General features: G+C 66.0%; 26 protein-coding genes and 1 tRNA gene. 12 read left to right on the forward strand and 15 right to left on the reverse strand.

Annotation, left to right across the window (positions count from 1 at the left end):
• Positions 1 to 8 precede the first annotated feature (8 nt).
• The 3 genes from QUV18_RS02635 to QUV18_RS02645 form a co-directional block, all read right to left on the reverse strand.
• Positions 9 to 326, reverse strand: coding sequence for a DUF1330 domain-containing protein (locus QUV18_RS02635; RefSeq protein ID WP_300891809.1), 318 nt, complete (start codon positions 324 to 326; stop codon positions 9 to 11).
• A gap of 54 nt (positions 327 to 380) precedes the next feature.
• Complete coding sequence (dctP, locus tag QUV18_RS02640) at positions 381 to 1,469, reverse strand: TRAP transporter substrate-binding protein DctP (RefSeq protein ID WP_300891810.1); 1,089 nt, start codon at positions 1,467 to 1,469, stop codon at positions 381 to 383.
• A 96-nt stretch (positions 1,470 to 1,565) separates the two neighbouring features.
• Complete coding sequence (locus tag QUV18_RS02645) at positions 1,566 to 2,417, reverse strand: AraC family transcriptional regulator (RefSeq protein ID WP_300891811.1); 852 nt, start codon at positions 2,415 to 2,417, stop codon at positions 1,566 to 1,568.
• Between the two features lie 170 nt (positions 2,418 to 2,587).
• Here QUV18_RS02645 and QUV18_RS02650 point away from each other — a divergent pair, with 170 nt between their 5' ends.
• The 8 genes from QUV18_RS02650 to QUV18_RS02685 all read left to right on the forward strand — a co-directional run bounded on the left by QUV18_RS02650 (position 2,588) and on the right by QUV18_RS02685 (position 11,019).
• Entirely contained in the window at positions 2,588 to 3,649 is a 1,062-nt protein-coding gene (locus QUV18_RS02650) for a Glu/Leu/Phe/Val dehydrogenase dimerization domain-containing protein (RefSeq protein ID WP_300891812.1), read from the forward strand.
• Positions 3,646 to 4,797 carry an acetylornithine deacetylase gene (gene argE / locus QUV18_RS02655; protein WP_300891813.1) on the forward strand — a complete coding sequence of 384 codons (1,152 nt, stop codon included), beginning with the start codon at positions 3,646 to 3,648 and terminating at the stop codon, positions 4,795 to 4,797. Before QUV18_RS02650 ends, argE begins: the two co-directional genes overlap by 4 nt.
• A gap of 34 nt (positions 4,798 to 4,831) precedes the next feature.
• The gene (locus tag QUV18_RS02660) at positions 4,832 to 6,436 is read left to right on the forward strand and encodes an ABC transporter substrate-binding protein (protein ID WP_300891814.1); all 1,605 of its coding nucleotides are present in this window, start codon (positions 4,832 to 4,834) and stop codon (positions 6,434 to 6,436) included.
• A 93-nt stretch (positions 6,437 to 6,529) separates the two neighbouring features.
• Positions 6,530 to 7,507 carry an ABC transporter permease gene (locus QUV18_RS02665; RefSeq protein ID WP_300891816.1) on the forward strand — a complete coding sequence of 326 codons (978 nt, stop codon included), beginning with the start codon at positions 6,530 to 6,532 and terminating at the stop codon, positions 7,505 to 7,507.
• A complete protein-coding gene (locus QUV18_RS02670) occupies positions 7,504 to 8,415 on the forward strand; it encodes an ABC transporter permease (RefSeq protein ID WP_300891817.1) in 912 nt (303 codons plus the stop codon). Before QUV18_RS02665 ends, QUV18_RS02670 begins: the two co-directional genes overlap by 4 nt.
• Positions 8,412 to 9,410, forward strand: coding sequence for an ABC transporter ATP-binding protein (locus QUV18_RS02675; protein WP_300891819.1), 999 nt, complete (start codon positions 8,412 to 8,414; stop codon positions 9,408 to 9,410). The genes QUV18_RS02670 and QUV18_RS02675 overlap by 4 nt, the downstream gene beginning before the upstream one ends.
• Positions 9,407 to 10,255, forward strand: a complete 849-nt coding sequence (locus tag QUV18_RS02680) for an ATP-binding cassette domain-containing protein (protein WP_300891821.1) — start codon at positions 9,407 to 9,409, stop codon at positions 10,253 to 10,255. The genes QUV18_RS02675 and QUV18_RS02680 overlap by 4 nt, the downstream gene beginning before the upstream one ends.
• Positions 10,252 to 11,019, forward strand: coding sequence for an SDR family NAD(P)-dependent oxidoreductase (locus QUV18_RS02685; protein WP_300891823.1), 768 nt, complete (start codon positions 10,252 to 10,254; stop codon positions 11,017 to 11,019). The genes QUV18_RS02680 and QUV18_RS02685 overlap by 4 nt, the downstream gene beginning before the upstream one ends.
• 308 nt (positions 11,020 to 11,327) lie before the next feature.
• On the opposite strand, the gene QUV18_RS02690 is transcribed toward QUV18_RS02685, so the two are convergent.
• Positions 11,328 to 11,404, reverse strand: a tRNA-Pro gene (locus QUV18_RS02690).
• An 82-nt stretch (positions 11,405 to 11,486) separates the two neighbouring features.
• Between QUV18_RS02690 and QUV18_RS02695 the strand changes: the two genes are divergently transcribed.
• On the forward strand, positions 11,487 to 12,401 hold the full coding sequence (locus tag QUV18_RS02695; protein ID WP_300891825.1) for a CHAD domain-containing protein: 915 nt from the start codon (positions 11,487 to 11,489) through the stop codon (positions 12,399 to 12,401).
• Here the strand turns inward: QUV18_RS02695 and QUV18_RS02700 are convergent.
• The 4 genes from QUV18_RS02700 to QUV18_RS02715 form a co-directional block, all read right to left on the reverse strand.
• Positions 12,373 to 12,867: a GNAT family N-acetyltransferase gene (locus QUV18_RS02700; RefSeq protein WP_300891827.1), complete on the reverse strand. Its 495-nt coding sequence runs from the start codon at positions 12,865 to 12,867 to the stop codon at positions 12,373 to 12,375. The genes QUV18_RS02695 and QUV18_RS02700 overlap by 29 nt on opposite strands.
• Complete coding sequence (leuB, locus tag QUV18_RS02705) at positions 12,864 to 13,970, reverse strand: 3-isopropylmalate dehydrogenase (protein WP_300891829.1); 1,107 nt, start codon at positions 13,968 to 13,970, stop codon at positions 12,864 to 12,866. Before leuB ends, QUV18_RS02700 begins: the two co-directional genes overlap by 4 nt.
• A 74-nt stretch (positions 13,971 to 14,044) precedes the next feature.
• Positions 14,045 to 14,425: a GFA family protein gene (locus QUV18_RS02710; RefSeq protein ID WP_300891831.1), complete on the reverse strand. Its 381-nt coding sequence runs from the start codon at positions 14,423 to 14,425 to the stop codon at positions 14,045 to 14,047.
• Between the two features lie 15 nt (positions 14,426 to 14,440).
• On the reverse strand, positions 14,441 to 15,337 hold the full coding sequence (locus QUV18_RS02715; protein WP_300891833.1) for a LysR family transcriptional regulator: 897 nt from the start codon (positions 15,335 to 15,337) through the stop codon (positions 14,441 to 14,443).
• Between the two features lie 97 nt (positions 15,338 to 15,434).
• Here QUV18_RS02715 and QUV18_RS02720 point away from each other — a divergent pair, with 97 nt between their 5' ends.
• Positions 15,435 to 16,358, forward strand: a complete 924-nt coding sequence (locus QUV18_RS02720; RefSeq protein WP_300891834.1) for a sugar nucleotide-binding protein — start codon at positions 15,435 to 15,437, stop codon at positions 16,356 to 16,358.
• On the opposite strand, the gene QUV18_RS02725 is transcribed toward QUV18_RS02720, so the two are convergent.
• From QUV18_RS02725 to QUV18_RS02750, 6 genes are all read right to left on the reverse strand, one after another.
• Entirely contained in the window at positions 16,322 to 17,323 is a 1,002-nt protein-coding gene (locus QUV18_RS02725) for an endonuclease/exonuclease/phosphatase family protein (RefSeq protein ID WP_300891835.1), read from the reverse strand. The two genes, QUV18_RS02720 and QUV18_RS02725, sit on opposite strands and share 37 nt — an antisense overlap.
• A 38-nt stretch (positions 17,324 to 17,361) precedes the next feature.
• The gene (locus tag QUV18_RS02730; protein WP_300891836.1) at positions 17,362 to 18,201 is read right to left on the reverse strand and encodes a hypothetical protein; all 840 of its coding nucleotides are present in this window, start codon (positions 18,199 to 18,201) and stop codon (positions 17,362 to 17,364) included.
• Positions 18,202 to 18,575: 374 nt separating this feature from the next.
• On the reverse strand, positions 18,576 to 19,181 hold the full coding sequence (gene leuD / locus QUV18_RS02735) for a 3-isopropylmalate dehydratase small subunit (protein WP_300891837.1): 606 nt from the start codon (positions 19,179 to 19,181) through the stop codon (positions 18,576 to 18,578).
• A 73-nt stretch (positions 19,182 to 19,254) separates the two neighbouring features.
• Complete coding sequence (locus QUV18_RS02740; RefSeq protein ID WP_300891838.1) at positions 19,255 to 19,779, reverse strand: hypothetical protein; 525 nt, start codon at positions 19,777 to 19,779, stop codon at positions 19,255 to 19,257.
• 3 nt (positions 19,780 to 19,782) lie between these two features.
• Positions 19,783 to 21,186 (reverse strand): 3-isopropylmalate dehydratase large subunit, encoded by a 1,404-nt coding sequence (gene leuC / locus QUV18_RS02745; protein WP_300891839.1) that lies wholly within the window; start codon positions 21,184 to 21,186, stop codon positions 19,783 to 19,785.
• 286 nt (positions 21,187 to 21,472) lie between these two features.
• Positions 21,473 to 22,471: a P1 family peptidase gene (locus tag QUV18_RS02750; RefSeq protein WP_300891841.1), complete on the reverse strand. Its 999-nt coding sequence runs from the start codon at positions 22,469 to 22,471 to the stop codon at positions 21,473 to 21,475.
• 150 nt (positions 22,472 to 22,621) lie between these two features.
• Between QUV18_RS02750 and QUV18_RS02755 the strand changes: the two genes are divergently transcribed.
• Both QUV18_RS02755 and QUV18_RS02760 read left to right on the forward strand, forming a co-directional pair.
• Positions 22,622 to 23,830 carry a M24 family metallopeptidase gene (locus tag QUV18_RS02755; protein ID WP_300891843.1) on the forward strand — a complete coding sequence of 403 codons (1,209 nt, stop codon included), beginning with the start codon at positions 22,622 to 22,624 and terminating at the stop codon, positions 23,828 to 23,830.
• Between the two features lie 324 nt (positions 23,831 to 24,154).
• Positions 24,155 to 24,448, forward strand: coding sequence for an SCP2 sterol-binding domain-containing protein (locus QUV18_RS02760; RefSeq protein ID WP_300891845.1), 294 nt, complete (start codon positions 24,155 to 24,157; stop codon positions 24,446 to 24,448).
• Between the two features lie 85 nt (positions 24,449 to 24,533).
• Here the strand turns inward: QUV18_RS02760 and QUV18_RS02765 are convergent, their stop codons facing one another.
• Entirely contained in the window at positions 24,534 to 25,355 is an 822-nt protein-coding gene (locus QUV18_RS02765; RefSeq protein WP_300891847.1) for a cyclase family protein, read from the reverse strand.
• Positions 25,356 to 25,405 lie beyond the last annotated feature (50 nt).

Consider the following 25,405-nt stretch of genomic DNA (forward strand, 5'->3'; position numbering starts at 1 on the left):
GCCGGTCCTCAGCCCGGCAGGGGCGGCGTGCCGCCGTCCCATCCCTCGACCACCACCAGGTCCGCCTCCGCGACCCCGCCAAGACGGTGCTGCAACGCCTCGCGGTATTCGTGCGAATTGTAGCAGGCAACGGCGGTGTCGAAATCGGGGAACTCCACCACCACATTGCGCGACCGGGCGGTGCCTTCCATAAGCTCGGACCGGCCGGCGCGGACAAGGAAGCGGGCACCGTATTTCTCGAACGCCTTCGCGTTGCCGAGGACGTAGTTCTTGTAAGCGTCGGAATCGTGGATATCGACCCGCGCAACCCAATAGGCCTTGGGCATGGCACTCTCCTTCTGGTCGGGGGCGGACCATGCGGCCCGCCCGGATGAGGCAGGTCAGCCCTTGTCGCGGCTGCGCTGATAGACGAAACGTTCAAACGGAACTTCGGCCACCTGGAACCAGAAGTTTTCCTTGGCCTGAAATGCTTTCCACTGGTCGTAGATCTTGCGGAACTCCGCATTGGCCTCTGCTGTCTCGGTCATCACCGCCTGCGTCGCCTCGTAACAGGCGCCCATGATTTCTTCGGAGAACCAGCGCAGTTGCGCGCCTTGCTGGATCAGCCGGGTGATCGCATCAGGGTTCAGAGCGTCGTATTTCGTTATCGTCCACAGGTCGGCTTCGGCCGCGGCCGTGGCGATCGCGGTCTTGAAGAACGGCGGAAGCGCATTCCAGGCATCGAGATTGATGAAGAGGTGGATGGTCGTCGACCCCTCCCACCAGCCGGGCGCATAGTAGTAGGGAGCGACCTTGGCAAAGCCAAGCTTCTCGTCATCATAGGGTCCAACCCATTCCGCAGCGTCGATCGTGCCACGTTCCAGCGCCGGGTAGACATCGCCGCCGGCAATCTGCTGGGGCACCGCTCCGAGCCGGGCAAACACCCGCCCGGCAAAGCCGCCGACGCGGAGCTTCAGCCCCTTGAGATCGTCGACCGTGTTGATTTCCCTGCGGAACCAGCCACCCATCTGGGCCCCGGTATTGCCGAACGGCAAGCCGATCAGATTGTAGCCCTTGTAGAAGTCGTTGCAGATGTCGATGCCGCCGCCCTGGTAGAGCCAGGCGTTCTGCTGGCGGGTGTTGAGGCCGAAGGGCACCGAGGTGCCGAACGCGAAGGCTTCGTTCTTGCCGACAAAATAGTAGCTGCCAGTATGCGCCATTTCGACCGTGCCTTCGGTTGCGGCGTCCAGGGCCTGAAGGCCGCCGACGATTTCGCCGGGGGCGAAGATCTCGATCTTCATTCGGCCTTCTGTCAGCTCTGCTATGCGGTCGCGGAAATGTTCGGAGGTGCCGAAGATGGTATCGAGTGCACGCGGGAAGCTCGATGTCATGCGCCAGACGTATTCCGGCTGGGTCTGCGCGAGCGCGGGGGCGGCCAGGGTTGCAGCGCCTCCGGTGAGTGCGGTCCGGCCAAAGGCGCGGCGGGTCATTCTTGTCATGTGATGTCCTCCCGTTCGGGCGCATTGGGCGCCGTCGGGACATACTCGGCAGCTGTGACCGGGTTGTATTGGAGGATTTTGAAGCCGTCAGTTCCGGACAGTATGATGCGACCGTGCCCAGGCGCGGGTGTACTGCAACGGCGTGATTGCAAAGGTCTTGCGGAACTGGTTGGTCATCGCAGCCTGGTCGTAAAAGCCGGTGGCAAAGCTCGTCTCGGCGATCGATGTCCCCTCGCGCAGCATCCGGCAGGCCGCGCGCAGGCGGATCTGCACGAGGTACGCGTGCGGGGTCAGGCCGGTGCAGCGCTTGAAGAGCGCGATCAACTGGAAGGCGGTCAGGCCGATCTCGGCCGCAAGATCGTCGAGCAGCAGTTTCTCGGAATAGCGTTCTTCCATCTGGGCCACCGCGCGCGAAAGCAGGGTACTGTCAGCCGGGACGTCTGCTTGCGGACGGCGCAGATCGCCGTGCCGCCGGAACAGGGTGCAGAAGGCGTTCAGGAAGCTTTCGCGGGTATGTCCCGGGTCCTCTCCGGTTTCCAGCACCCGGTGCATGTCGAGAAAGGCCGAACACAGCTCCTGATCGGCGATTCCGTTGGAGAGGAAGCGGGGAATGCGATCGAGGCCGAGGCTTTCGGCCACCAGGTCCGTCGCGGATTTGGAGATGTAGAGCGACCGGTAACGCCAGCGACCCGATCCGCCCAGCCAGCCTTCATGTGGCTCGTCCGGATTGAAGATCATCAGCATCCGGTCCTGCACCTCGAATTCGTCGCCCCGACTGCGGATGACCGACCCGCCTATTTCGGTCACGACGGCAACATAAGCGTCATGAGAATGCGGGCGGAAGTTCATGGTCCGGAAGTCCGCATGCAGCAAGCTGACGCCGGGCGTCGTCTTGTCAGACCAGTACGTGGTGCGGTTGGCGGGTTCTGGGCGGGTCATGGCAGGGCAAGTATATCGCGCGCGCCTCTGAACCGATATTGGAAAAAATTGAGCCTTCCGGTCGTCCACGCCGTCGACGAGAGCCCTGCAATTTCCGCCAAGATCGTCAGATGCGCCCGTGTCAGGCTGACGTCAGGCCCGCAGCCGGCCGACTGAACGGAGACCCGATAATGTTCCAGCACAGAAGCTTTGCCGACCACGAGCAGGTGGTCCATGTTTCGGACCCCGCCGTGGGGTTGCGCTGCATCATCGCAATGCACAGCACCCGGCTCGGTCCGGCCATCGGCGGCTGCCGTGTGCGGGAATACGGGTCGGAGGACGAGGCGCTGGACGATGTGCTGCGCCTGTCGCGCGGGATGACGATGAAGGCGGCGGTGGCGAACGTGCCGTTCGGCGGTGGCAAGATGGTCGTGCTGCTGGAACCCGGCCAGACCAAGACCCCCGCACTGATGCGCGGCGTCGGTCGCGCCATCGCGCGGCTCGGCGGGCACTACATCACAGGTGAGGACGTTGGGTCGACCGTGGCCGACATGGCCGAAATTCGTGAGGAGACCGACCATGTGCTTGGCCTGCCGCCCGAGGCCGGCGGCAGTGGCGATCCATCGCCCAGCACGGCGCTCGGGATTTTCGCCGGAATTGAAGCCGCGGTGCGTGCCAGGCTTCCAGGCCGTGGGCTGAGCGATATCGTCGTGGCCGTGCAGGGGCTGGGGAACGTCGGATTCAATCTTTGCCACCTGCTCCACCATGCCGGCGCGAAGCTGGTCGTGGCAGATGTCCGTCCCGAACTGGTCGCGCGGGCGGTGACGGCCTTCGGGGCCACGTCCTGCGAGGTGCAGAGCGTCCACGCGGCGCCGTCCGACGTGTTCTCTCCCTGTGCGCTTGGGGCGGGGCTGAACCCCGGAACCATCCCCGAAATCCGGGCCCGGATCATTGCGGGCGGGGCCAACAACCAGCTGGCCGACGAAACCCGCGACGGCGGTGCACTGATGGAGCGGGGCATCCTTTACGCGCCGGACTACGTCATCAACAGCGGCGGCATGATCCAGCTTGCGGCAGAGTTCCTGCCCGACGGCCAAGCCGATGTGCGCCGGCGCGTGCTGGGCATCGGCGACACGTTGTCAGCGATCTTCGACCGCTCTGAGCGCGATGCGATACCGACCCATGCCGCTGCGGCCGATCTGGCGGAGGCGCGGCTTTATTCGCCTGCGGCTCTGACGGCGGCGGCGCAGTGACTGTCGCGCTGGATCACCTCGACAGGCTGGTCGCTTTCGAGACCGTCTCCTCCCGGTCGAACCTGGACCTCGTTGACTGGGTGGCGCAGCGGCTGGCATCGGCGGGGGCACGGATCACGCGTGTTTCGAACGAGGCCGGCGAGAAAGAGTGCCTTGTCGCGACCATGGGTCCGGCGCGCGAAGGCGGGTTGATGCTGTCTGCCCACAGCGACGTCGTCCCGGTCGACGGCGAGGTCTGGACCTCCGATCCGTTCCGCCTGCGCCGCGACGGCGGCCGCGTGGTGGCGCGGGGTGCGGCCGACATGAAGGGCTTCCTCGCCTGTAGCCTTGCGGCGATGGAGCAGATCGACGCCGCCGCGTTGAAGCGGCCCGTCCATCTTGCGCTGTCTTACGACGAGGAGCTTGGCTGCACCGGGACCGACGATCTGGTTGATGTCCTGCGCGAAGCGATCCCGCTTCCGGGCATCGCCATCGTGGGCGAGCCGACGCTTCTGCGGATCGTTTCCGCGCACAAGGGCGCGCGGGTCTACGAGACCGAGTTCCACGGGCGTTCCGCCCATTCCAGCCAGAGCCACCGGGGCGTCAGCAGCAATGTCCATGCGGCCCGGTTCATCGCGATGCTCGACCGCCACTTCGATCGTCTGGGTGAGGTGCGCACGGCGGTTGCGGACCTCCAGCCGCCGCAGACGACGTTCAACGTCGGCCTGATGACCGGCGGCTGGGCTTTGAACATCATCCCTGATTTCACCCGGCTGGTCTGGGAGTTCCGCAACATACCCGAGGTCGACGCCGATCAGGTGGAAGCCGAAATTCTTGGCTGGATAGCCGCGACGGGATTGCCGGAGATGCAGGCGCAATGGTCCGGCGCCCGGATCGAGACGCGGCGGACGGCCAATGTGCCCGCGCTTGATCCCGCGATGAACCGCGCCGCGCGGGACGAGGTGCACCGCCGGACCGGCTGCAAGGGCGACGACGCCGTCCCCTTCGGAACCGAAGCCGGGTTTTTTCAGGGCATGGGAGTGCCGACCGTGGTTTGCGGGCCTGGTTCGATCGACGTGGCGCACAAGCCGGACGAATACGTCGAGATCGCCCAGATCGAACGGGCCGAAAGAATGCTTGGCGACATGATCGCCTGGACCGCGGACTGATACGAAAGACAAACGAAAACAGGGAGTAATGACAATGACATCGACAATTTCGCCGGCGCGGGTGCTGCGCCGGAGCGTTATGCTTGCGCTCGTCGCGCAGGGGGCGGCCACCGCCGCTCCGGCCGCAGATTTCCGGTTTGCCTTCCAGGGCACGCTTGGTGCGCTCGACCCCTACACGCTGAATGAAACCTTCACGTTGGGGATGTTGGGCAACGTCTACGAAGGCCTGACCCGGCGCGACAAGGACCTCGAGATCATCCCCGGTCTCGCGACAAGCTGGGAGCAGATTGACGACCTGACCTGGCGGTTCCACCTGCGCGAGGGCGTGACATTTGCCAATGGCAACGCCTTCGACGCCGACGATGTGCTGTTCTCGGCCGACCGTGTCCGGGCAGACGGGTCCAACCTGGCCGCACGGCTGCCGGCGGACGCGGAATTCGTGAAGGTCGATCCGTACACCGTCGACGTCAAGCTGACGACACCGAACCCGATCCTGAACTATGAATGGGATACTTGGTACATCATGGACAAGGAGTGGTCGGAGGCCAATGACATGGTCGCCCCCGTCTCGGCCAAGGACACCAGCCCGCGTCCCGCCGCCTTCACCGCCATGGGCACCGGCGCCTTCACCTTCGAAAGCCACGAACCGGGCGTGAAGACCGTTTTCGTGCCGAACCCCGGATGGTGGGACACGCCCGAACACAACCTCGACAGGGTCACCTACACCACCATCGCCGCCGACGGCACGCGGGTGGCGGCGTTGCTGTCGGGCGATGTCGACCTGATCGACCCGGTGCCGGTGCAGGACATCCCCCGGATCGAGCAGAATGCCGATACCGACGTTCTGACCGGGCCGGAGCTGCGCGTCGTCTACCTGGGCATGAACCAGATGCGCGCCGAACTTGCGACCTCGGACATCAAGGGCAGGAACCCGTTCCAGGACCCGAAGGTGCGCAAGGCGATGTACCAGGCGATCGACATCGAGGCGATCAAGAGCCGGGTCATGCGCGGCCTGTCGACGCCGACGGCACTTCTGATCGCACAGGAGCTGTTTTCACAGGCGTCGGACTTCCAGCGATGGCCTTACGATCCCGAGGCGGCCAAGGCCCTGCTGGCCGAGGCGGGATATCCCGACGGCTTTTCGGTGACGCTCGACTGTCCGAATGACCGGTACGTGAACGACGAGGCGATTTGCCAGGCGGCGGTGGCGATGCTGGCGAAGGTCGGCGTCAGGGTGACGCTGAATGCGCAGACGAAATCGCTCTGGGCCGCCAAGATCCTCGCGGCGGGCGGGTTCGACACCGATTTCTACCTGTTGGCGTGGACGCCCGGATCGCTCGACAGCTGGAACGTACTGGTCAACCTCGCGACGTGCCGGGACCGGACCGGCAAGGGCGGTCCGTTCAATGTCGGCGGCTACTGCAATCCGAAGGTGGACGACCTGGCGGCGCAGATCCTGGGCGAGACGGACGCCGCACGGCGCGATGACCTGATCGCCGAGGCGTACCGCATCCTGCATGAGGACACGGCCTATCTGCCGCTGCACCAGCAGAACCTCGTCTGGGGCAAGCGCGCCAACATCGAGATTGCGCAGCGGGCGGACAACCAGGTCCTGTTCTACTGGGCCCGTGTCAACTGAGCAGGCGCGCCGGGGCGCAAAGGCCCTCCCCCGGCGCATTTCGTCCCGCCGGGGGCCCACACGGCCCGACCACGGGCCCATTAAGGCAGACCCATGATATCCTTTCTTCTTTCGCGCGCCGTGCAGGCCATCGCAACCATGCTGATGGTCACCCTGATCGCCTTCGTGCTGTTCCGGTATGTCGGTGACCCGGTGAACCAGATGGTCGGAATCGAGACCTCGCTTGCGGATCGCGCGAAACTGCGCGAGGACCTTGGACTGAACGATCCGATGCCGGTGCAATATGCCCGGTTCCTGGTCCGCGCGGCGCGGTTCGACTTCGGCACCTCGTACCAGCAGAAAGAGTCGGTGGCGGTCCTGATCGGCGCCCGTCTTCCCGCCACGCTGGAGCTGTCCCTGATATCGGTGGTGTTTGCCATCGCGGCGGGCGTTCCGCTTGGCGTGCTGGCCGGGTTGCATCCCAGGTCGCTGGCCGCGCGGGCGTTCATGGCGCTCAGCCTGCTGGGCGTGTCGCTGCCCACCTTCCTGATCGGCATCCTGCTGATCTTCGTCTTTTCGGTTCATCTCGGCTGGCTGCCGTCGTTCGGCCGCGGCCAGACGGTGCAGATCGGCGGGTGGAGCACGGGTCTGCTGACCGCTTCGGGCTGGCGGTCAATCATCCTGCCCGCCATCACCCTTGGCCTGTTCCAGATGACGCTGATCATGCGGCTGGTGCGGGCCGAGATCATGGAGGTCCTGCGCACCGATTACATCAAGTTCGCGCGGGCCCGCGGCCTGCCCGACCGGATCGTGCATTTCGGCCACGCGCTGCGCAACACGCTGATCCCGGTGATCACCGTGACCGGGCTTCAGATCGGGTCGATCATCGCCTTTTCGATCATCACCGAGACGGTGTTCCAATGGCCCGGCATGGGGCTCTTGTTCCTGCAGGCGGTGCAGAATGCCGACGTGCCGGTAATGGCCGCCTATCTGATGCTGATCGCGGCGCTGTTCGTGACGATCAACCTGGCGGTCGACCTGCTGTACATGGCCGTCGATCCGCGCATCCGCATCGGGAGGGCGGCCGCATGACCCGTGTGACCCGTGCACTGGACAGCGACCTGATGTATTCCTTCCGCCGGACCCCCGGCGCGATGATCGCCGCCGCACTGTCGTGCGCGCTGATCCTCGGGGCCGTGCTGGCCCCGGTCATCGCTCCGCACGATCCTTTCGACCCCTCGGGACTGTCGATCCTCGACAACTTCCTGCCGCCGGCGTGGGACGCCGCAGGGGACCCGCGGTTCCTTCTGGGGACCGACGATCAGGGGCGCGATCTGCTGTCGGCCATGCTCTACGGATTGCGCGTTTCGCTCGCGGTCGGGTTCGCCAGCGTGATCTTTGCGCTGATCCTCGGCGTCACGCTCGGGCTGATCGCGGGCTATGCGGGGGGCTGGGCCGACAATCTGATCATGCGGGCGGCTGACATCCAGATGACCTTTCCCGCGATCCTTATCGCACTGCTTCTCGCCGGCATTTTCCGGGGGACCGCCGCGCAGGGGGCCTCGGGCGCCGGACCGCTCGCGCTGCTCGTGTTCTCCATAGGGCTGTCGTTCTGGGTCCAATACGCGCGTACCGTGAGGGGCTCGGTCCTGATCGAGGCGAACCGGGAATACGTGCTGGCCGCCCGGCTGATCGGGATATCGGCGCCGGCAATCCTGATCCGGCACATCCTGCCCAATGTCATGGGGCCGGTGCTGGTCATCGCCACGATCAACCTCGCGCTGGCCATCATCATAGAGGCGACGCTCAGCTTCCTCGGGGTGGGGGTGCCGCCGGGCAGCCCGTCGCTGGGAACGCTGATCCGGGTCGGCAACGACTACCTGTTTTCGGGCGAATGGTGGATCACGCTGTTTCCCGGCGCTGTTCTGGGGGTGCTGGCGCTGTCGGTGAACCTTTTCGGCGACTGGCTGCGCGACGCGCTGAACCCGAGGCTCGGATGACCGATCTGCTGACCCTGACCGACCTCGTGGTCGATATCCCGCATCGGCGTGGCACCCTGCGCGCCATCGACGGCGTGAGCCTGAGCATCGCGCGGGGCGAGGTGCTGGGGCTTGTCGGTGAAAGCGGTGCGGGCAAGTCCATGATCGGCAACGCGGTCATCGGACTGCTGGCCCGGCCCGCCCATGTCGCGGGCGGCGAGATTTGGCTGGGCGACCGGCGGATCGACAGGCTTGCGCCGCATCAGATGCGGCAGCTGCGCGGCCGGCGGATCGGGATGATCTTTCAGGACCCGCAGACCAGCCTCAACCCGCTGATGCGAATCGGAGACCAGTTGGTCGAGACGATCCGCCTGCACCGCCCCATGCCTGCCGCCAGTGCCCGGACCGAAGCCATCCGCCTGCTTGACGAGGTCGGCATTCCCGCGCCGGAGGAGCGCATGGCCTACTGGCCGCACCAGTTCTCGGGCGGTCAGCGGCAGCGCATCGTCATTGCACTGGCGCTGGCGGGGGAGCCAGAGCTGATCATCGCGGACGAACCGACAACGGCGCTCGACGTGTCGGTGCAGGCGCAGATCATCCGGCTTCTCAAGCGTCTCTGCGCCGATCGCGGGGTTGCGGTGATGCTGATCACGCATGACATGGGCGTCATCGCCGAAACCGCCGACCGGGTGTGCGTGCTTTATGCCGGTCGCGTGGCCGAGACGGGGCCGGTGACCGAGGTCCTGTCGCGCCCCCGGCACCCCTACACGGTCGGCCTGATGGATGCGATCCCGTCGCTCGATCCGGCGCGCGGGGAGCCGGGCGTGGCGACGCTGCGGCAGATCCCCGGCGCGATGCCGTCGATCGCGGCCCGCCCATCCGGCTGCGCCTTCCATCCGCGATGCGCCAGCGCCACGCCCGATTGCGCCCGTGTCAGACCGGACCCCCGGCCCGCAGGCCGGTCGGAGGTCGCCTGTCCGGTCTGCGCGCCGACACACGAGGATGCCGCGTCATGAAACATTCCACGCCGACCACCACCGTGGCGCCGGTCCTGAGCGTCGAAGGGCTGTCGCGGGATTTCAACATTCCGGTGCCCTTTCTCCGGCGCCTTGTTCCCGGCCGTCCGCGGCCGGTTTTCCGGGCGGTAACCGATGTCAGCTTCGAGATCCCGCGCGGTCAGACTTATGCGCTTGTCGGCGAATCCGGGTCGGGCAAGTCGACCATCGCCCGGATGGTGGTGGGGCTTACCCGACCGACTGCCGGCGTCGTGCGCATCGCCGGGCACGACCTGTTCGCCCCGGACGCCCGGGACACCCGCCAGGCCATGCGGCGGCGGATCCAGATGGTGTTTCAGGACCCGCAAGCCAGCCTGAACCCCCGCTGGCGGGTCGAGGCCATCGTGGGCGAGCCGATCCGGGCCTTTGGCCTGGCCTCCGGGCGTGCGCTTGCCGCGCGGGTTGCCGGGCACCTGGAAACCGTCGGGCTTTCCGCCGCCGACGCGCGGAAATATCCGCACGAATTCTCGGGCGGGCAGCGCCAGCGCATTGCCATTGCCCGCGCGCTTGCGTCCGAGCCCGAGTTCATCGTTTGCGACGAACCGACGTCGGCGCTTGATGTCTCGGTTCAGGCGCAGGTGCTCAACCTGTTGAGGACACTGCAATCCGACCTTGGCCTGACCTATCTCTTCATCAGCCACGATCTTGCCGTCGTTCGCCACATGGCGCAGCGCGTCGGCGTCCTGCAGCGTGGCATACTGGTGGAGGAGGCCGACACGAAGACATTCTTCGCAGGGCCGAAGGCCGAGTACTCACAGATGCTGTTGTCGGCCGTCCCGAAAATTCGCAAAGGAACAGACGAATGAAGCTCCAGAATCGTGTGTTTCTTGTCACTGGAGCAGCATCAGGTCTCGGGCTTGGCGTCGTTGATACAATCCTTCAAACAGGAGGAAAGGCCGTTCTCCTGGATCGGAGCGCCGACACGCTTCAGGCCGTCGCGGAAGGGCTAGGGACACATGCACTTGCCATTCCGACCGACGTCACGGACGGCGAGGCGGGACAAGCAGCGGTCGACAAGGCTATCAACCGGTTCGGGAGGATTGATGGATTGATAAATTGCGCCGGCATAGCCCCGGCTGCGCGCATCATTGGTCGTCACGAGCCCCATGACCTTGGCATGTTTTCAACGGTCGTGGCGGTCAACTTGGTTGGCACTTTCAACATGATGTGCCTCGCGGCATTTGCCATGGCGAAACAGGAACCCATCGAGGCCGGCGAACGCGGCGTGATAGTCAACACGGCCTCGATAGCGGCATTCGACGGTCAGATCGGTCAAGCTGCCTATGCGGCCTCAAAGGGAGGTGTCGCTGCATTGACGCTGCCTGCCGCGCGAGATCTTGCAAGACATGGTATCCGCGTCGTCGCTATCGCGCCGGGGATATTCGAAACCCCGATGATGAAGGGGTTGCCGACGGACGTGCAGTCCAGTCTCGCCGCGACAGTCCCGTTTCCCTCCAGGCTGGGGCAACCAGCCGACTTCGCTGCGCTGGTCAGACACATCATAGAGAACCCGATGCTCAATGGAGAGGTCATTCGCCTTGATGGCGCTCTTCGAATGCCGTTCCAGTGAGGGCAGGTAAAGTGTCAAAGCGCCTGACCTCATGGGGTGTGCCTTGCCTGCCGGACAAGGCGGAGCGCCGTGAGATCAGCCGCGAGCCCAGATCGTGACGATTTGAATTCGGGTGCTGCGGCAGGAAACGTACCGGACCAACCCGAAGCGCCCCAGACCTGATTTCGTCAAGAAGCCTTTGACTTGAGCCTTAAACGGCGGGGGCACGTTTTTCTGTCATGTGCTGCCCCGGTGCTACCCAATCGCGGAACAGAAAACGCGATATAAAATTGCGAAAGCATTAACAATTTGATTTTCACGGGAAAGAATGGTCGGAGTGAGAGGATTCGAACCTCCGGCCCCTGCCTCCCGAAGACAGTGCTCTACCAGGCTGAGCTACACTCCGACGCTGAGCCACGCGATTATACGCCTGTCCGGCGTTTTGCAAGTAGCGAAATCATGGAAATCGGTGCAAGGGTTGATATGTAATGACCGGCGACATGACGTATCACTTCAAACCCGACCTGCCGCTGACCGAGAATCTGCGGCGCGTGGCCGATGACCAGATCGGTGCGGCGCTCGAGTCGCTGACCGGCGAGGGCGAGCTGGAGCCGCGCGTGCATGACGTGCGCAAGCGGATGAAGAAGCTGCGCGGGCTGATCCGGCTGGTGCGCCCCGGCCTGGGCAAGCAGTACAAGGCCGAGAATACCGAGTTCCGCGATATCGCGCGTCTGTTCTCGGACCTGCGGGATGCGCAGGTTCTGACGCAGACGCTCGGAGGGCTGGCGGAAAAGGCGGGCGATGACAGCCTTGCCCCGCTGATCGCCTGGTCGACCGAGCGGCGCGATGCGATGCTGCACGAGCATGACCTGCCCGGCCGGATCGAGGAGGCGGCGACCCGGCTGGAGGATGCGCGCAAGCGGGCCTCTGCCTGGCCCGTCGAAGGCACGTCGCACGAGGTGATCGCGGGCGGGCTGAAGAAAACCTATGGCCGGGCGCGCAAGTGCTGGCGCAAGGCCGGGCGCGACCCCGGCGATGCCGAGCTGCTGCACGAATGGCGCAAGCGGGTGAAGTATCACTGGTATCACTGCCGCCTGTTGCGCGAGGCGTGGCCCGAGACGATGCACGCAAGGATCGACACGCTGGACGAGCTGTCGGGCGCGCTGGGCGACGATCATGACCTTGTGGTGCTTCGCGCGGCGCTCGACGAGGCGTCGGACGACCTGCCGAAGACGGCCCGCAAGCGGGCCGAAGAACTGGCCGCAGAAGAAAGTGGCGCGCTGCGCGAGCGGGCCTTCGGGCTGGCGGCGCAGATGCTGGGCGAGAAGAAGGGGCAGTTGGCCGACCGGCTGGCGGGCTACTGGATCTCGGCGCCTACGGCCGGCGACCGGAAGGCCGGGTAAGCCGGGCGCGGAAGTCGGCGAGCGTGTCCGCCGGAACGCGGTAGCTGAGCTTTTCGACCTGCGGCGCGCCGACGGCCTTGTAGAAGGCCTGCGCACCGGCGTTGTCGCCATCGGTCTGCCAGTCGAACCGCACGCAGCCCTCGGCCTTGGCGATCTCGACGAGCCCCGCCATCAGGTGCCGCCCCACGCCCTGCCCCCGCGCCTGCGGGTCGACGAACAGCTCCTTCATGAACAGCGCCGTGCCCCGCCCCGCCGGGAAGGTCAGCGCCCACGTGGCAAAACCCACGGGCCGGCCGCCGTCATGGGCGATCAGGCAGGACATGTGCCGGCCGTCATCCAACAGGGTGATCAGCCGCGCGGTCTCGGCCCCGTTCGGGGGGCCGAGGCGGTAGTGGTCAAGGTAGCCGTGGTAGAGCGTCTCGAACGCGGCCCCGTCGCCGGGGGCATAGGGCCGCGTTTCGATCACAGGCTGGCGTCGAGCGCCGCGACGATGGCATCGCCCATCTCGGCGGTCGAGACCGGGGTTACGCCCTCTTCGCCCAGCAGATCGGCGGTGCGCAGGCCATCGGCCAGCACGGTCTCGACTGCGCCTTCGAGGCGCGCGGCCTCGTCGCCCTTGTCGAAGGAGTAGCGCAGCGCCATGGCGAAGCTGAGGATGCAGGCGATCGGGTTGGCCTTGCCTTGGCCCGCGATATCCGGGGCCGAGCCGTGGACCGGCTCGTAGAGCGCCTTGGGCCGGCCGTTCGCCATCGGCGCGCCGAGGCTGGCCGAGGGCAGCATCCCGAGCGAGCCGGTCAGCATGGCCGCCGCGTCCGACAGCAGGTCGCCGAAGAGGTTGTCTGTCACGATCACGTCGAACTGCTTGGGCCAGCGGCAGAGCTGCATGGCGCCGGCGTCGGCGTACATGTGCGAGAGCTGGACATCGGCATAATCCTCGTCATGCACCTTCTGCACGACCTCGCGCCAGAGGATGCCGCTCTCCATCACGTTGGCCTTCTCCATCGAGCAGACCTTGTTGCCCCGCCGGCGCGCCAGTTCGAAGGCGGCGCGCGCGACGCGGTCGATCTCGGACTCGGTGTAGCGCTGGGTGTTGATGCCCACCCGCTCGTTGCCTTCTTCGAAGATGCCGCGCGGCTCGCCGAAATAGACGCCGCTGGTCAGTTCGCGGACGATCATGATGTCGAGCCCGGCGACCACGTCCTTCTTGAGAGAGGAGAAGTCGGCCAGCGCGTCGAAGCATTGCGCCGGGCGCAGGTTGGCAAACAGGTCCATCTCCTTGCGCAGGCGCAGGAGGCCGCGCTCGGGCTTCACGGAGAAGTCGAGATTGTCGTATTTCGGCCCGCCCACGGCGCCTAGCAGAACGGCATCGACCTTCTGCGCGCGGTCCATGGTGACGTCGGCAAGGGGGGTCCCGTGCTTGTCATAGGCGGCGCCGCCGACGAGGTCTTCGCTGACGTCGAATTTCAGGTCCCGCTTGTCGCCGTACCAGCCGATGATCTTGACGACTTCTGCCATCACTTCGGGGCCGATCCCGTCACCGGGGAGGATAAGAAGCGAAGGGTTGGTCATGGGGGCGGTCCTCTGTCTGGGAATGTCTCGCCATCGCCTAGCCCGAAGCCGGGGGAGGGTCAAGAAAGGGCGGGCTATGCCCCCTCTTCCCGGTCCCTCTCGTAGCTGGTTTCCAACGGAAACTCCGGCAGCCATGCCTCGCGGCGGATGCACCAGTTCTCGTAGGTGGGGGGGAGCTGGTCGGGGGCGTCGAGGGCGCCGAGATGCACCTCCCTTTCATCGCCGCTTTCGGCGAAGATGGAAGACCCGCAATCGGGGCAGAAGTGGCGGCCCTGATAGGCCTTCGTTTCGCCCTCGACGATCACCGCCGCCGCCGGGTAGATCGCCGCCGCGTAGAACAGCGCGCCGTGGTGCTTGCGGCAGTCGAGGCAATGGCAGAGGCCCACCCGGTCGGGCACCCCTTCCGCCGTGATCCGCACCTTGCCGCAGAGGCAGCCGCCCGTCACCTTGTCCATCGCACACGCTCCCGTTCAGACCAGGTGCGGCGCCATGCCCTCGGCCAGCGCGTCCCACACCATTGCAATCCTCGGACTATGCCTGAGCGCCTGGTGGGTGGCCAGCCAGACCGGCAGCACCGGCAGGTTCACGTCGATCGGGATCTCCTCGATCTCGGGGTCGGCCTGGGCCACGCCGGCCTGGCCGAAGCCGATGCCGCAGCCGGCGCGCACCAGTTCCCAGTTGACCGTGTGGCTGTCGCAGCGGAAGGCGAACCACTCGCGCGTCGCCGGGAAGCCGCGCGATTGCAGTTCACGGATGATCTCCTCGTTCCGGTCGTAGCCGATGATCGGATGATCGAAGAGGTCCAGCGCCGTTTCCGGCCGCCCCGCCCGGTCGAGATAGGCGCGCGAGGCGTAGATGCCCAGCCGGATGTCGCCCAGGTGCCGGGCCACCAGTTCAAGCTGTCGGGGGCGGTACATGCGGAGCGCGATATCGGCCTCGCGGAAGAGCAGGTTCTCGGTGCTGTCGCTGGGCACGAGGTCGATGGAGATACCCGGCGCCTCCAGCCGCAGCTTCGCAAGGATCGGCGGCAGGATCGAGAGCGACACCGATTCGCTTGCCGTGATCCGCACCGGGCCGGAGAGCCCGGTTTCGCGGCCCGCCGCCGTCAGCTCGATCTCGTGCATGGCGGCCTGCATCTTCTGCGCCCCGGGCAGGAGCGCGCGGCCATTCTCCGTCAGCGCGAGGCCCTTGGGGCGGCGGTGAAAGAGCGCCTGCCCGAGCGCGGTTTCAAGCTGCCGGATCTGGCGGCCCAGCGTCGGCTGGCTGCCGCCCAGCCGCCGCGCCGCGCCCGAGAGCGAGCCGGTATCGGCCACGGCGAGGAAGGCGCGCACCAGCGTCCAGTCGAGAGAGGAAAGCGATTTATCCATTCATCCATGAATACCAGCCCACGAAATTTTGACAATTTCCATTCGGACAGGAACAGGTATCGTCGCGTCACCCACTCGGACACACGGGAGCCGAAAGATGCAGAAATCCGTATTGATCCTCGGGGCGTCGGGCCGGTTCGGCCGCAACGCCGCCGATGCCTTCTGGAATGCCGGCTGGTCGATTCGCAGCTTCGACCGCCGCAGGGACGACCTGAACGAGGCGGCGCGGGGCGCCGACGTGATCGTCGCGGCGTGGAATCCGGCCTACCCCGACTGGGCCGCGGAGATACCTGCCCTGCACGCCCGCATCCAGGATGCCGCGCGCCTGTCGGGCGCGATGGTGCTGATCCCCGGCAATGTCTATGTCTACGGGGCCCAGACCCCCGCGCCGTGGCGCGAGGATACGCCGCACAACGCCACCAACCCGCTGGGCGAGCTGCGCATCGGCATGGAGCAGAGCTATCGCGACAGCGGCGTGCAGACCGTGATCCTGCGCGCCGGCGATTTCATCGATACCGAGGCCTCGGGCAACTGGCTCGACCGGATGATGCTGCCGTCGCTGCCGAAGGACAAGTTCACCTATCCGGGGCAACCGGACATTCCGCATGCCTGGGCCTACCTGCCCGACCTGACCCGCGCCGCGGCCGAGATCGCGGGGCAGAAGGAAAGCCTGCCGGGTTTCACCGATGTCACCTTCCCCGGCTACACGCTGACCGGGCTCGAGATGACCGACATGCTGACCGCGGTCACCGGGCGCAGTATCGCGTTGCGCCGGATGTCATGGCTGCCGCTGCACCTTGCGTCGCCGGTCTGGCCGCTGGGCCGCTCCCTGCTGGAGATGCGCTACCTGTGGGACACGCCGCACTGGCTGGAAAGCGACCGGTTCGACGAGCTTTGCCCGCGTTTCGCCGCCACCCCGCCGCAGGAGGCGCTGGCCATGGCGGCGGGGCCGTGGCTCAAACCGGCGCGGGGGCGTTGCCGCATTCACTCGATGCGCAGGTCGACCCAGACCACCCTGTGACGGCTGGCCGTGCGGGCGGCGTCGGCCAGCGGCGCGCCCTCGGCCGGCCAGAATACACCTGACGCCAGCACTTCGAGCTTGGCCGAGGGCAGCACGTAGCTCACCCGCAGGTGTCCCGGCACTGGTGCCGTCCACGCCACGGTGTCGAGCGCCGGGTCGCCCGCCTGGCCCTCGCCCTGTTCCGCCCCACCGTCGCGGCGCGGCGCGGGATCCTGTAATCGGGCATCTTCGAGCAGCCCGGCCATCGCGCCCTTCCGCCCGTCGCCATCGACCGGGTCGAGGTTGGCATTGCCCGCCAGCACAAACGCCCCCTCCGCCACCGGCCCGAGCGCCCCGTCGAGGTAGCGCTGCCACAACGTGATCTCGTCATGGTTCCGGCGTCCGTTCCGGTCTTCCGGCCCGTCGAAGACAGGCGGCGTGGCGTGGAAGGTCAGGAGGTTGAGGCGCCTGTCGCCCAGCTTCACCGGCACGACCCAATGGCCGACAGAGGAGAGCCGCTGCACCGCCGCGTTCATCCCGCCATCGGCAATCTCACCGGGCAGGTCGGCCCAGAGCATGTCGCTGAAATCCTGCACCTCCCCCTCCGCCACGGGGTAGCGCGAGAACACCGCCATGCCCCCCTCGCCCGCGAACCAGCCATAGCCCTGCGCATCTTCCGGCTCGCCCAGCCGCCCGTCGCCGTCGAGGTCATGCCCGCTGGCCATGCCGCTGTTGGGTTGCAGGGCGAAGATGTGCGGATATTCCGTCCCCGCCGCGCCGATCAGGTCACGCAGGGCGCGCAGGGTTTCCTGCCCGTGATCGTAATCCACCCCCTGCAGGATCAGCACGTCGGGCGCCACATGGGCCACCACCTCGGCCACCGCCCCGGCCTGCGGATCGCCCCTGAGGATATCGCGCAGCAGAAGGCCCGGCCCCTTGCGGGACAGCTCGGTGTGAAATGTCGCGATGCGCAGGGTTTCGGCCATCGCCGGCCCCGCCCAAAGCCAGGCCAGTAGGCCGAGGATCAGGCTTCCTGCAACCCGTTGGCGCCATCCTTGCCATAGACCCGGCGGCGCTTGGCCTCGATCAGTTCGGCCACGCGCGACAGGGCGATGCCCCGGATCAACATGCTTGCAGGAAGGAAGGCCCATGCCGTTATCGTCCAGATCAGCGTTTGCGGATTGGCGACCGACACCGGATCGATGATATCCGACGTCGCCTTGATCGCCGTCGGGATAATGAATGGCAGCAAAGCCCCTAACACAATGTTAACGCCGGCATCGCGCTTGAGCCGGTCAACCACGTCGCCGCCGCGGGTCGGGTCGAACAGCGGCAGGTTCACCCACACGTTGAACGACCCCTTGCGCATGGGCCAGTTCAGCATCCGCACGTAGGTGACGAAGACCAGCATCATCACCAGCGACACGGCATAGGAGATTCCCGCCGCGGTGCGCACGTCGCCGATCAGGCCCGGCCCGGCATCGGGCGGCAGCATCAGGATCACCAGCCGCACCGGGGAATAGGGGAAATCGATCACCCGGCCCAGCGCGTCGCCGGTCATGGCCAGCACCTCTGTCAGGCCGTTGGGATCGGTCTTGCCGCGCATGATCAGCGAGATGGTGATGATCGACACCGCCAGGGCGATGAACTTGATGCGGTTGAAGGGCGGGGCAAAGCGGAATTCGACGATGCTGGGATACTTGCCGTAGTATTCCATGAAGGTCAGCAGGGCGGCGAGAAGGGCGATGACGACAACGATCTGGGCGGTATCGGAGGCCACGGTCGGCAGCAGCAACGCCGGAAGCGCGACGAGAACCGCCACGCAATAGGCGCGAAAAAGCGCACTGACGATCTGCGAAACCACTGCCCGTTTCCCTTCAAACTGGCCAGGCCCGGTACGATGCCGCGCCTTTGTCCCAACTTGATCCCGCCCGTCCGGGCGGTTTGCCTCATTCTTGTCCAATTTTTGCCCCTTTTCCACCACGGGCTCAAGCTTGCCCGTTAAGGGACATGAATTTTCTGTCCAATTGATGATGCAAGTGGTGCGGGAATGCATCAATTTGAAATCGGAATTTTGACGTTCTTGTGTATATACACAAGATAATGTGGATTGGGGCAATCCCGCCACCAAACCTGAACGGGCTGCGCTAACTTTCGCTTAAGGGGTGTGGCGCCCGTCCGGCCCGCACGCAGGGCGTGCAGGCCGGAGCAGCGACCGAAACAAGGCAGGCTTGTGCCTCAGACCCAGGGCCGCTCGGCGGCGGCGCGGGTCTCGTAGGCGGCGATCGAGTCGGCCTTTTCCATCGTCAGGCCGATATCGTCGAGCCCTTCCAGAAGGCAGTGCTTCTTGAAGCTGTCGATCTCGAAGGGGATCACCTCGCCATCCGAGGTGGTCACGGTCTGCGCCTCGAGGTCGACCTCCATCCGCGCGTTCGAGCCCTTCTCGGCATCCTTCATCAGCACGTCCACCTGCTCCTGCGGCAGCGAGATCGGCAGGATGCCGTTCTTGAAGCAGTTGTTGTAGAAGATGTCGGCAAAGCTCGGCGCGATGACACAGCGGATGCCGAAATCCTTGATCGCCCAGGGCGCGTGCTCGCGGCTCGAGCCGCAGCCGAAATTGGCCCCGGCGACCAGCACCTCGGCCTCGCGGTATTGCGGCTTGTTCAGCACGAAGCTCTCGATCTCGCCACCGTCATCGTCGAAGCGCATCTCGTGGAACAGGTTCACCCCCAGCCCCGACCGCTTGATCGTCTTCAGGAACTGCTTGGGGATGATCATGTCGGTATCGACGTTGATCATCGGCATGGGCGCCGCGACCCCGGTGATTTTCGTGAATTTTTCCATCGTCTTATCCTCACTGGATATGTGCAACATCCTTGCACGTCATCAGGTTGTCCGCAGGCCCTCGCAGCCTGCGTCAGTGGCGTGTTTCAAACTCGGTACGGTGCCTCGTGATGAAGCTGTGGAGCCGGTCGCCCAGATGCTCGTCGAACTTCGAGTCGAGGATGTCCTGATCGATGTCGTCGAGCCATTCATCCGCCTTTTCCGCGTCGAGTTTATCACTCGCCTCCTCGTAAACTTCCCAGGTGAATACCTCTGGCAACCCAAACAGACCAAGCGCATCGCGGGACCGCGCGGCGACCTCGTCGAACCCGAGGGCCTCCATCGCGTCGATGCTCAGCTTCGTGAGCTCCGGCGTGTTCTGGAACACCCCGGTGATGCCCCCATCCATGACCAGCGTGTAATAGTTCACCGCGCCGGTCAGGACCCTTGGCCCCCGTGCCAGATCATACATCGCCTCCGGGTTGTCGTCGTCGAAGTATGGAATGGCGAAATGGGCCGCCACGGAATACGGATCGAGCCCGCTGTCGACCAGTTTCTCGAACTGGTCGACATAACGAATGGGCTCACCTTCGTACAAAGGGCGTTCACCCGCCGACATGGCTCACATCATCTGCCGCACGTCGGTCAGCTTGCCGGTCACCGCCGCCGCCGCGGCCATGGCCGGGCTCATCAGGTGGGTCCGGCCGCCGCGGCCCTGCCGGCCCTCGAAGTTGCGGTTCGAGGTGGCGGCACAGCGTTCGCCGGGCGAGAGCTGGTCGGGGTTCATGGCCAGGCACATGGAACAGCCCGCGAGCCGCCATTCGAAGCCCGCATCCTTGAAGATGTCGGCCAGCCCCTCTTCCTCGGCCTGCGCGCGGACGAGGCCGGAGCCGGGCACGACCATGGCGCGAAGACCTTCCTTGATCTTCTTGCCCTTCAGGATCGCGGCGGCGGCGCGCAGGTCCTCGATCCGGCCGTTGGTGCAGGAGCCGATGAAGACCGTGTCGATCTCGATCTCCGACAGCGGCGTGCCGGCGGTCAGCCCCATGTATTCCAGCGAGCGCTTGGCGGCTTCCACCTTGCCGCCCTGGAAATCTTCCGGAGCCGGCACGATGGCGTCGATCGGCAGCACGTCCTCGGGGCTGGTGCCCCAGGTGACGACGGGGGCGATATCCTCGCCCTTGATGGTGATCACCTTGTCCCAATGCGCGTCGTCATCGGAATAGAGCGTTTTCCACCATGCCAGCGCGGCCTCCCACTGGGCGCCTTTCGGGGTGTGGGGGCGGCCCTTGATGTATTCGAAGGTGGTCTCGTCCGGCGCGATCAGGCCGGCGCGGGCGCCGCCTTCGATCGCCATGTTGCAGACGGTCATCCGCCCTTCCATCGAGAGCGAGCGGATCGCCTCGCCGCAATATTCGATCACGTAGCCGGTGCCACCGGCGGTGCCGGTGCGGCCGATCACCGACAGGGTGATGTCCTTGGCGGTGACGCCGGGGCGCAGCTGGCCGGTGATCTCGACCTTCATGTTCTTCGACTTGGTCTGGATCAGCGTCTGGGTGGCCAGCACGTGCTCGACCTCCGACGTGCCGATCCCGTGGGCCAGCGCGCCGAAGGCACCATGCGTGGCCGTATGGCTGTCGCCGCAGACCACGGTCATGCCCGGCAGGGTCCAGCCCTGCTCTGGCCCGACGATGTGCACGATGCCCTGCCGGATGTCGTTGACCGGGTAGTAATGCACGCCGAAATCCTTGGCGTTCTTGTCCAGCGCCTCGACCTGGATGCGGCTTTCGGGGTTCTCGATCCCGTTCACCCGGTCGGCGGTGGTGGGCACGTTGTGGTCAGGCACGGCGATGGTCTTCTCCGGTGCCCGCACGGTGCGGCCCGCCATGCGCAGCCCTTCGAAGGCCTGCGGGCTGGTCACTTCGTGCACGAGGTGCCTGTCGATATAGAGAAGGGACGTGCCATCCTCGGCCTCGTGGGCGAGATGGGCATCCCAGATCTTGTCATAGAGTGTCTTGGGGGACATGGGTCCTCTCCGGTTCTTCAGATGGAGTTGTGGTGTGACAGGAATGGCCGCGCGCTCATAGGCGCGCCAGCACCGTCATCGTCGCGCCGTGGAAGCGCCAAGGCAGGCGCGCGCGGTCATCCATGTCGAAAATCCGTGTCATGGGGATGGAGATATAGCGAGTCAGGCCCCGTCGCAAGAGAAACGCAATCGGAGGCGCCCGCGGCCCCGGCGGGATCTTGAGTATTTTCGGAAAAGTGAAAGCGGGGCCTGTCTTTCATCTTTCCCCAAATACTCAATAGAGCTGTCAGCCGAACCGGGCGCGCCAGCACGGTTTCAAGTCCCCCGCCTCCGCCCGCGCCTCGTAGACCCCGCGGGCGATGGCGCGGGCCACGCAGATGGCGGCGGCATGGCCCAGCAGAAGCATGTCGGCCAGCGGGTCGTCGAGCGGCTTCTCCCCGGTGGCGGTGGCAAAGATCAGGTCGCCGTCGAGCGGCGTGTGCGCCGGCACAAGGGCACGCGCGAGCCCGTCATGGGCGGCGGTGGCCAACCGCGTGCATTGCGCTTGCGTCAACGCGGCGTCGGTGGCGACGATCCCGATGGTGGTGTTGCCGGGGTCGCGACCCTTGATGTGAGGGGCCAGCGGCGGCGCGGCGGGGGCCAGCCCGAGCCCGCCGAACTCGTCCCCGATCTCGAAGGGCGCCGCCCAGAATTGCGGACCTTTGCCGACGATGGCCGAGCCCAGCGCGTTCACCGCCACCAGCGCGCCGACGACATGCCCCGTGGGCAGCACCAGCGAGGCGGAGCCGATCCCGCCTTTCAGACCTGCCGTCATCGCCCCCGTTCCGGCCCCTTCCGTGCCCAGCGCGAAGTCGGGCGCGGCGGCCTCCAGCGCCTCGGCCCCCAGCCGCTTGTAGGGGTTCTCCGGCCAGTCCTTTGCGCCGCCATTCGCGAGATCGAACAGGATCGCCCCCGGCACGATCGGCACCGGCACGGGACCGATGGCAAAGCCACGCCCCGAGACGCGCAGCGTATCCGCCACGCCCGAGGCCGCATCGAGACCGAAGGCCGAGCCGCCCGAGAGCACCAGTGCATCGACCTCCTGCACCGTCTTGTCGGGCGCCAGCAAATCCGTCTCGCGCGTGCCCGGCGCGCCGCCCATCACCTGCACGCCGGCGGTGAAGGGCGTATCGCCCGTCAGCACGGTCGCCCCGGTCTTGATCCGCGCATCGGCCGCATGCCCCACGCGCAGGCCCGCGACATCGGTGATCAGGTTCCGTTTGCCCGGCTGATATGCTTCCGTCACGCACCACTCTCCTTCAGTCTCGAACAGTCTTGACCGGATCGCCCCGGATCGGCAAGAACACCCACAGGCCCGGGCGATGGCGTCGCCCTTTCACGGCCCTTCCCCACAGTCCTGAACGCCGGGACCTTTCTGATCAAGGAGGGTCTGAAAATGACTGCACGTCCTGAATTCTACCGCTTCCACAATGGCGAGAAGGCCCCGCTGCCCTTCGCCGTTTCCGAATACGAGGCGCGTCTCGCCGATCTGCGCGACACGATGGAGCAGATGGGCGCCAGCGCCTGCGTGCTGACCTCGATGCACAACGTGGCGTATTTCTCGGGGTTTCTTTATTGCGCCTTCGGGCGGCCCTATGCCTGTGTCGTCACCGAGACCGACTGCGTCACCATCTCCGCCGGGATCGACGCAGGCCAGCCGTGGCGCCGCTCGGTGGGCGACAACATCACCTATACCGACTGGCAGCGCGACAATTTCTGGCGCGCCGTGCGCGAGGTGACGGGCGAGCACGCGGTGATCGGGTACGAGGGGGATCACCTGACGCTGGCCGGTCGGGACAAGCTCGAAGATTTCCTCAGGCCGCTGACCATGCTGGATATCGCGCCTGCCACGATGCGCCAGCGGATGATGAAATCCGACGCCGAGATCGCCCTGATCCGCAAATGCACGGCCATCGCCGATGTGGGCGGTTACGCGATGCGCGAGGCAGTGCGCGAAGGGGTGCGCGAAATCGATGTCGCCATGGCGGGGCGCGACGCGATGGAGCTTGAGATCGCCCGCGTCTTCCCCGACGCCGAGTATCGTGACACCTGGGTCTGGTTCCAGTCGGGGCTGAACACCGACGGGGCCCACAACCCGGTCACGGCGCGGCCATTGCAGCGCGGGGATATCCTCAGCCTCAACACCTTCCCGATGGTCTCGGGCTATTACGTGGCTTTGGAACGGACGATGTTCCTGGGCGAGGTCGACGATGCCTCCCGCAGGATCTGGGAGGCCAACGTCGCCACCCATGAATACGGCATGTCGCTGCTGAAACCGGGGGTGAGCTGCGCCGAGGTGACGCAGAAGATCAACGCCTTCCTCGAAGAACGTGACCTGCTGCAATACCGCACCTTCGGCTATGGCCATTCCTTCGGCATCCTCAGCCACTATTACGGGCGCGAGGCGGGGCTGGAGCTGCGCGAGGATATCGACACGGTGCTGCAGCCCGGCATGGTCATCTCGATGGAGCCGATGCTGACCCTGCCCGAGGGGGAGCCCGGCGCCGGCGGCTATCGCGAACATGACGTGCTGGTGATCACCGAGGCGGGACACGAGAACATCACCGGGTATCCCTATGGGCCGGGGTTCAACGTGGTGGGGTGACACCTCCGCCCCGGCCTCCGAGCCGGGGGCTCTTGCTGTCCGAGAGGTCCCGGGGCAAGCCCGGGACGGGTATCATTTGCTTCCCCGCCCCGGCCTCCGCGCCGGGGCCTCTCCACCGCAGCGAGGTCCCGGGGCAAGCCCGCGATGGGTATCATTTGCTTCCCCGCCCCGGCCTCCGAGCCGGGGCCTCTCCACCGCAGCGAGGTCCCGGGGCAAGCCCGGGACGGGCTTCCCCCCTGCCATCGCCGAAATGACCCACCGTCACGCTTTGCTTTCCCGCGCCCTCTGGCATGCTGACCCCGACCCCAGCCGGAGACCCCGCCCATGACCCCGCTCGAAGACTTCGCCGCCGCCGTCAGTGCCCGCGCCAAGGGGCGTATCCGGGGCTCCGTCGCGCTCGACATGCCCGATCTCGGCCGTCTGTACGTGGACGAGACCGGCGCCACCGAAAGCAACCGCGAGGCCGACCTGACGCTGACGGCCACCTCACAGGTCTTCCGCAACATCGTCGAAGGCAGCCAGAACCCCACCACCGCCGTGATGACCGGCAAGCTCAAGGTCGACGGCAGCCCGATGCGCGCGCTGAAAGTGGGCGAGATCCTCAGCGCGGCGCCCTGACGCAATACCCGTCCCGGCCCCCGAGCCGCGCCCCATCACGGCAAGGAGATCCCGGATCGGGCCCGGGACGCTCCCCTCTCCCGCGTCACGTCATCGCGAAGATCCGCGCCGGCCCGCCGGAGCCGCCCTTGTGCTTGGGCGCGCCGACCACGATCGTCGCCCCGGTCGCCGGCAGCTTGTCGAGATTGGCGAGGCACTCGATCCCGAACCGGCCGGAGGGCAGCCAGGCGTAATGCGTCGCGAAATCGGGCGAGGGGCCGAAATCGAGCGACAGGGTGTCCACCGCGATCGACTGGGCCGCCGTCTCCTCGATCAGCATGTTGGCCGCATCGACATGGAAGCCGGGGAAATGCATCGCCCCCTCACCGTCGGCGTTGCGATAGCCGTCGCCCCCGACCTTGCCGCCCCAGCCCGAATGCATGGCGACGCAGGCGTTCTCGGGGATCTCGCCATTGGCGTCGATCCAGGCTTTCAGATCCTCCGGCGTCACCTGGGCATCCGGGTCCTCCTCGGCCTTGGCGGCGATATCCACCACGCAGAGCGGCGCCACCAGCGACGTCACCGGCAATTCGTCGACCGAGGCGCCATCGGCCGAGAAATGCATCGGCGCGTCGATATGGGTGCCGGTGTGTTCGTTGATGCTCAGGTTGAACAGGTTGAACCCGTGTTCGTCGAAATTGAACTCCTGCGTCATCTCGATGCCGGGGGCGCCGAAGAAGGTCGGGAAATCGGGGCCATAGGCGTGGGTCAGGTCCTCGACCGCGCCATGCCCGGCGGCCATGGCCGGCGGCGCCGCGATCGTGCTGCCCAGCACGGCAGCGGCACCGCTTGCGGCAGTGGCCGTAAAGAAACTCCGCCGCGACAGCATTTTTTCCTTCACGGCGTTCATTACGCAGATATCACACATGGATCGCACTCCCTGGTTCATGATTATCCCGCAAGTCTACCGCGACTCGG

Origin of the sequence: Roseovarius sp., from assembly GCF_030373445.1 — a bacterium.
Lineage (GTDB): Bacteria > Pseudomonadota > Alphaproteobacteria > Rhodobacterales > Rhodobacteraceae > Roseovarius.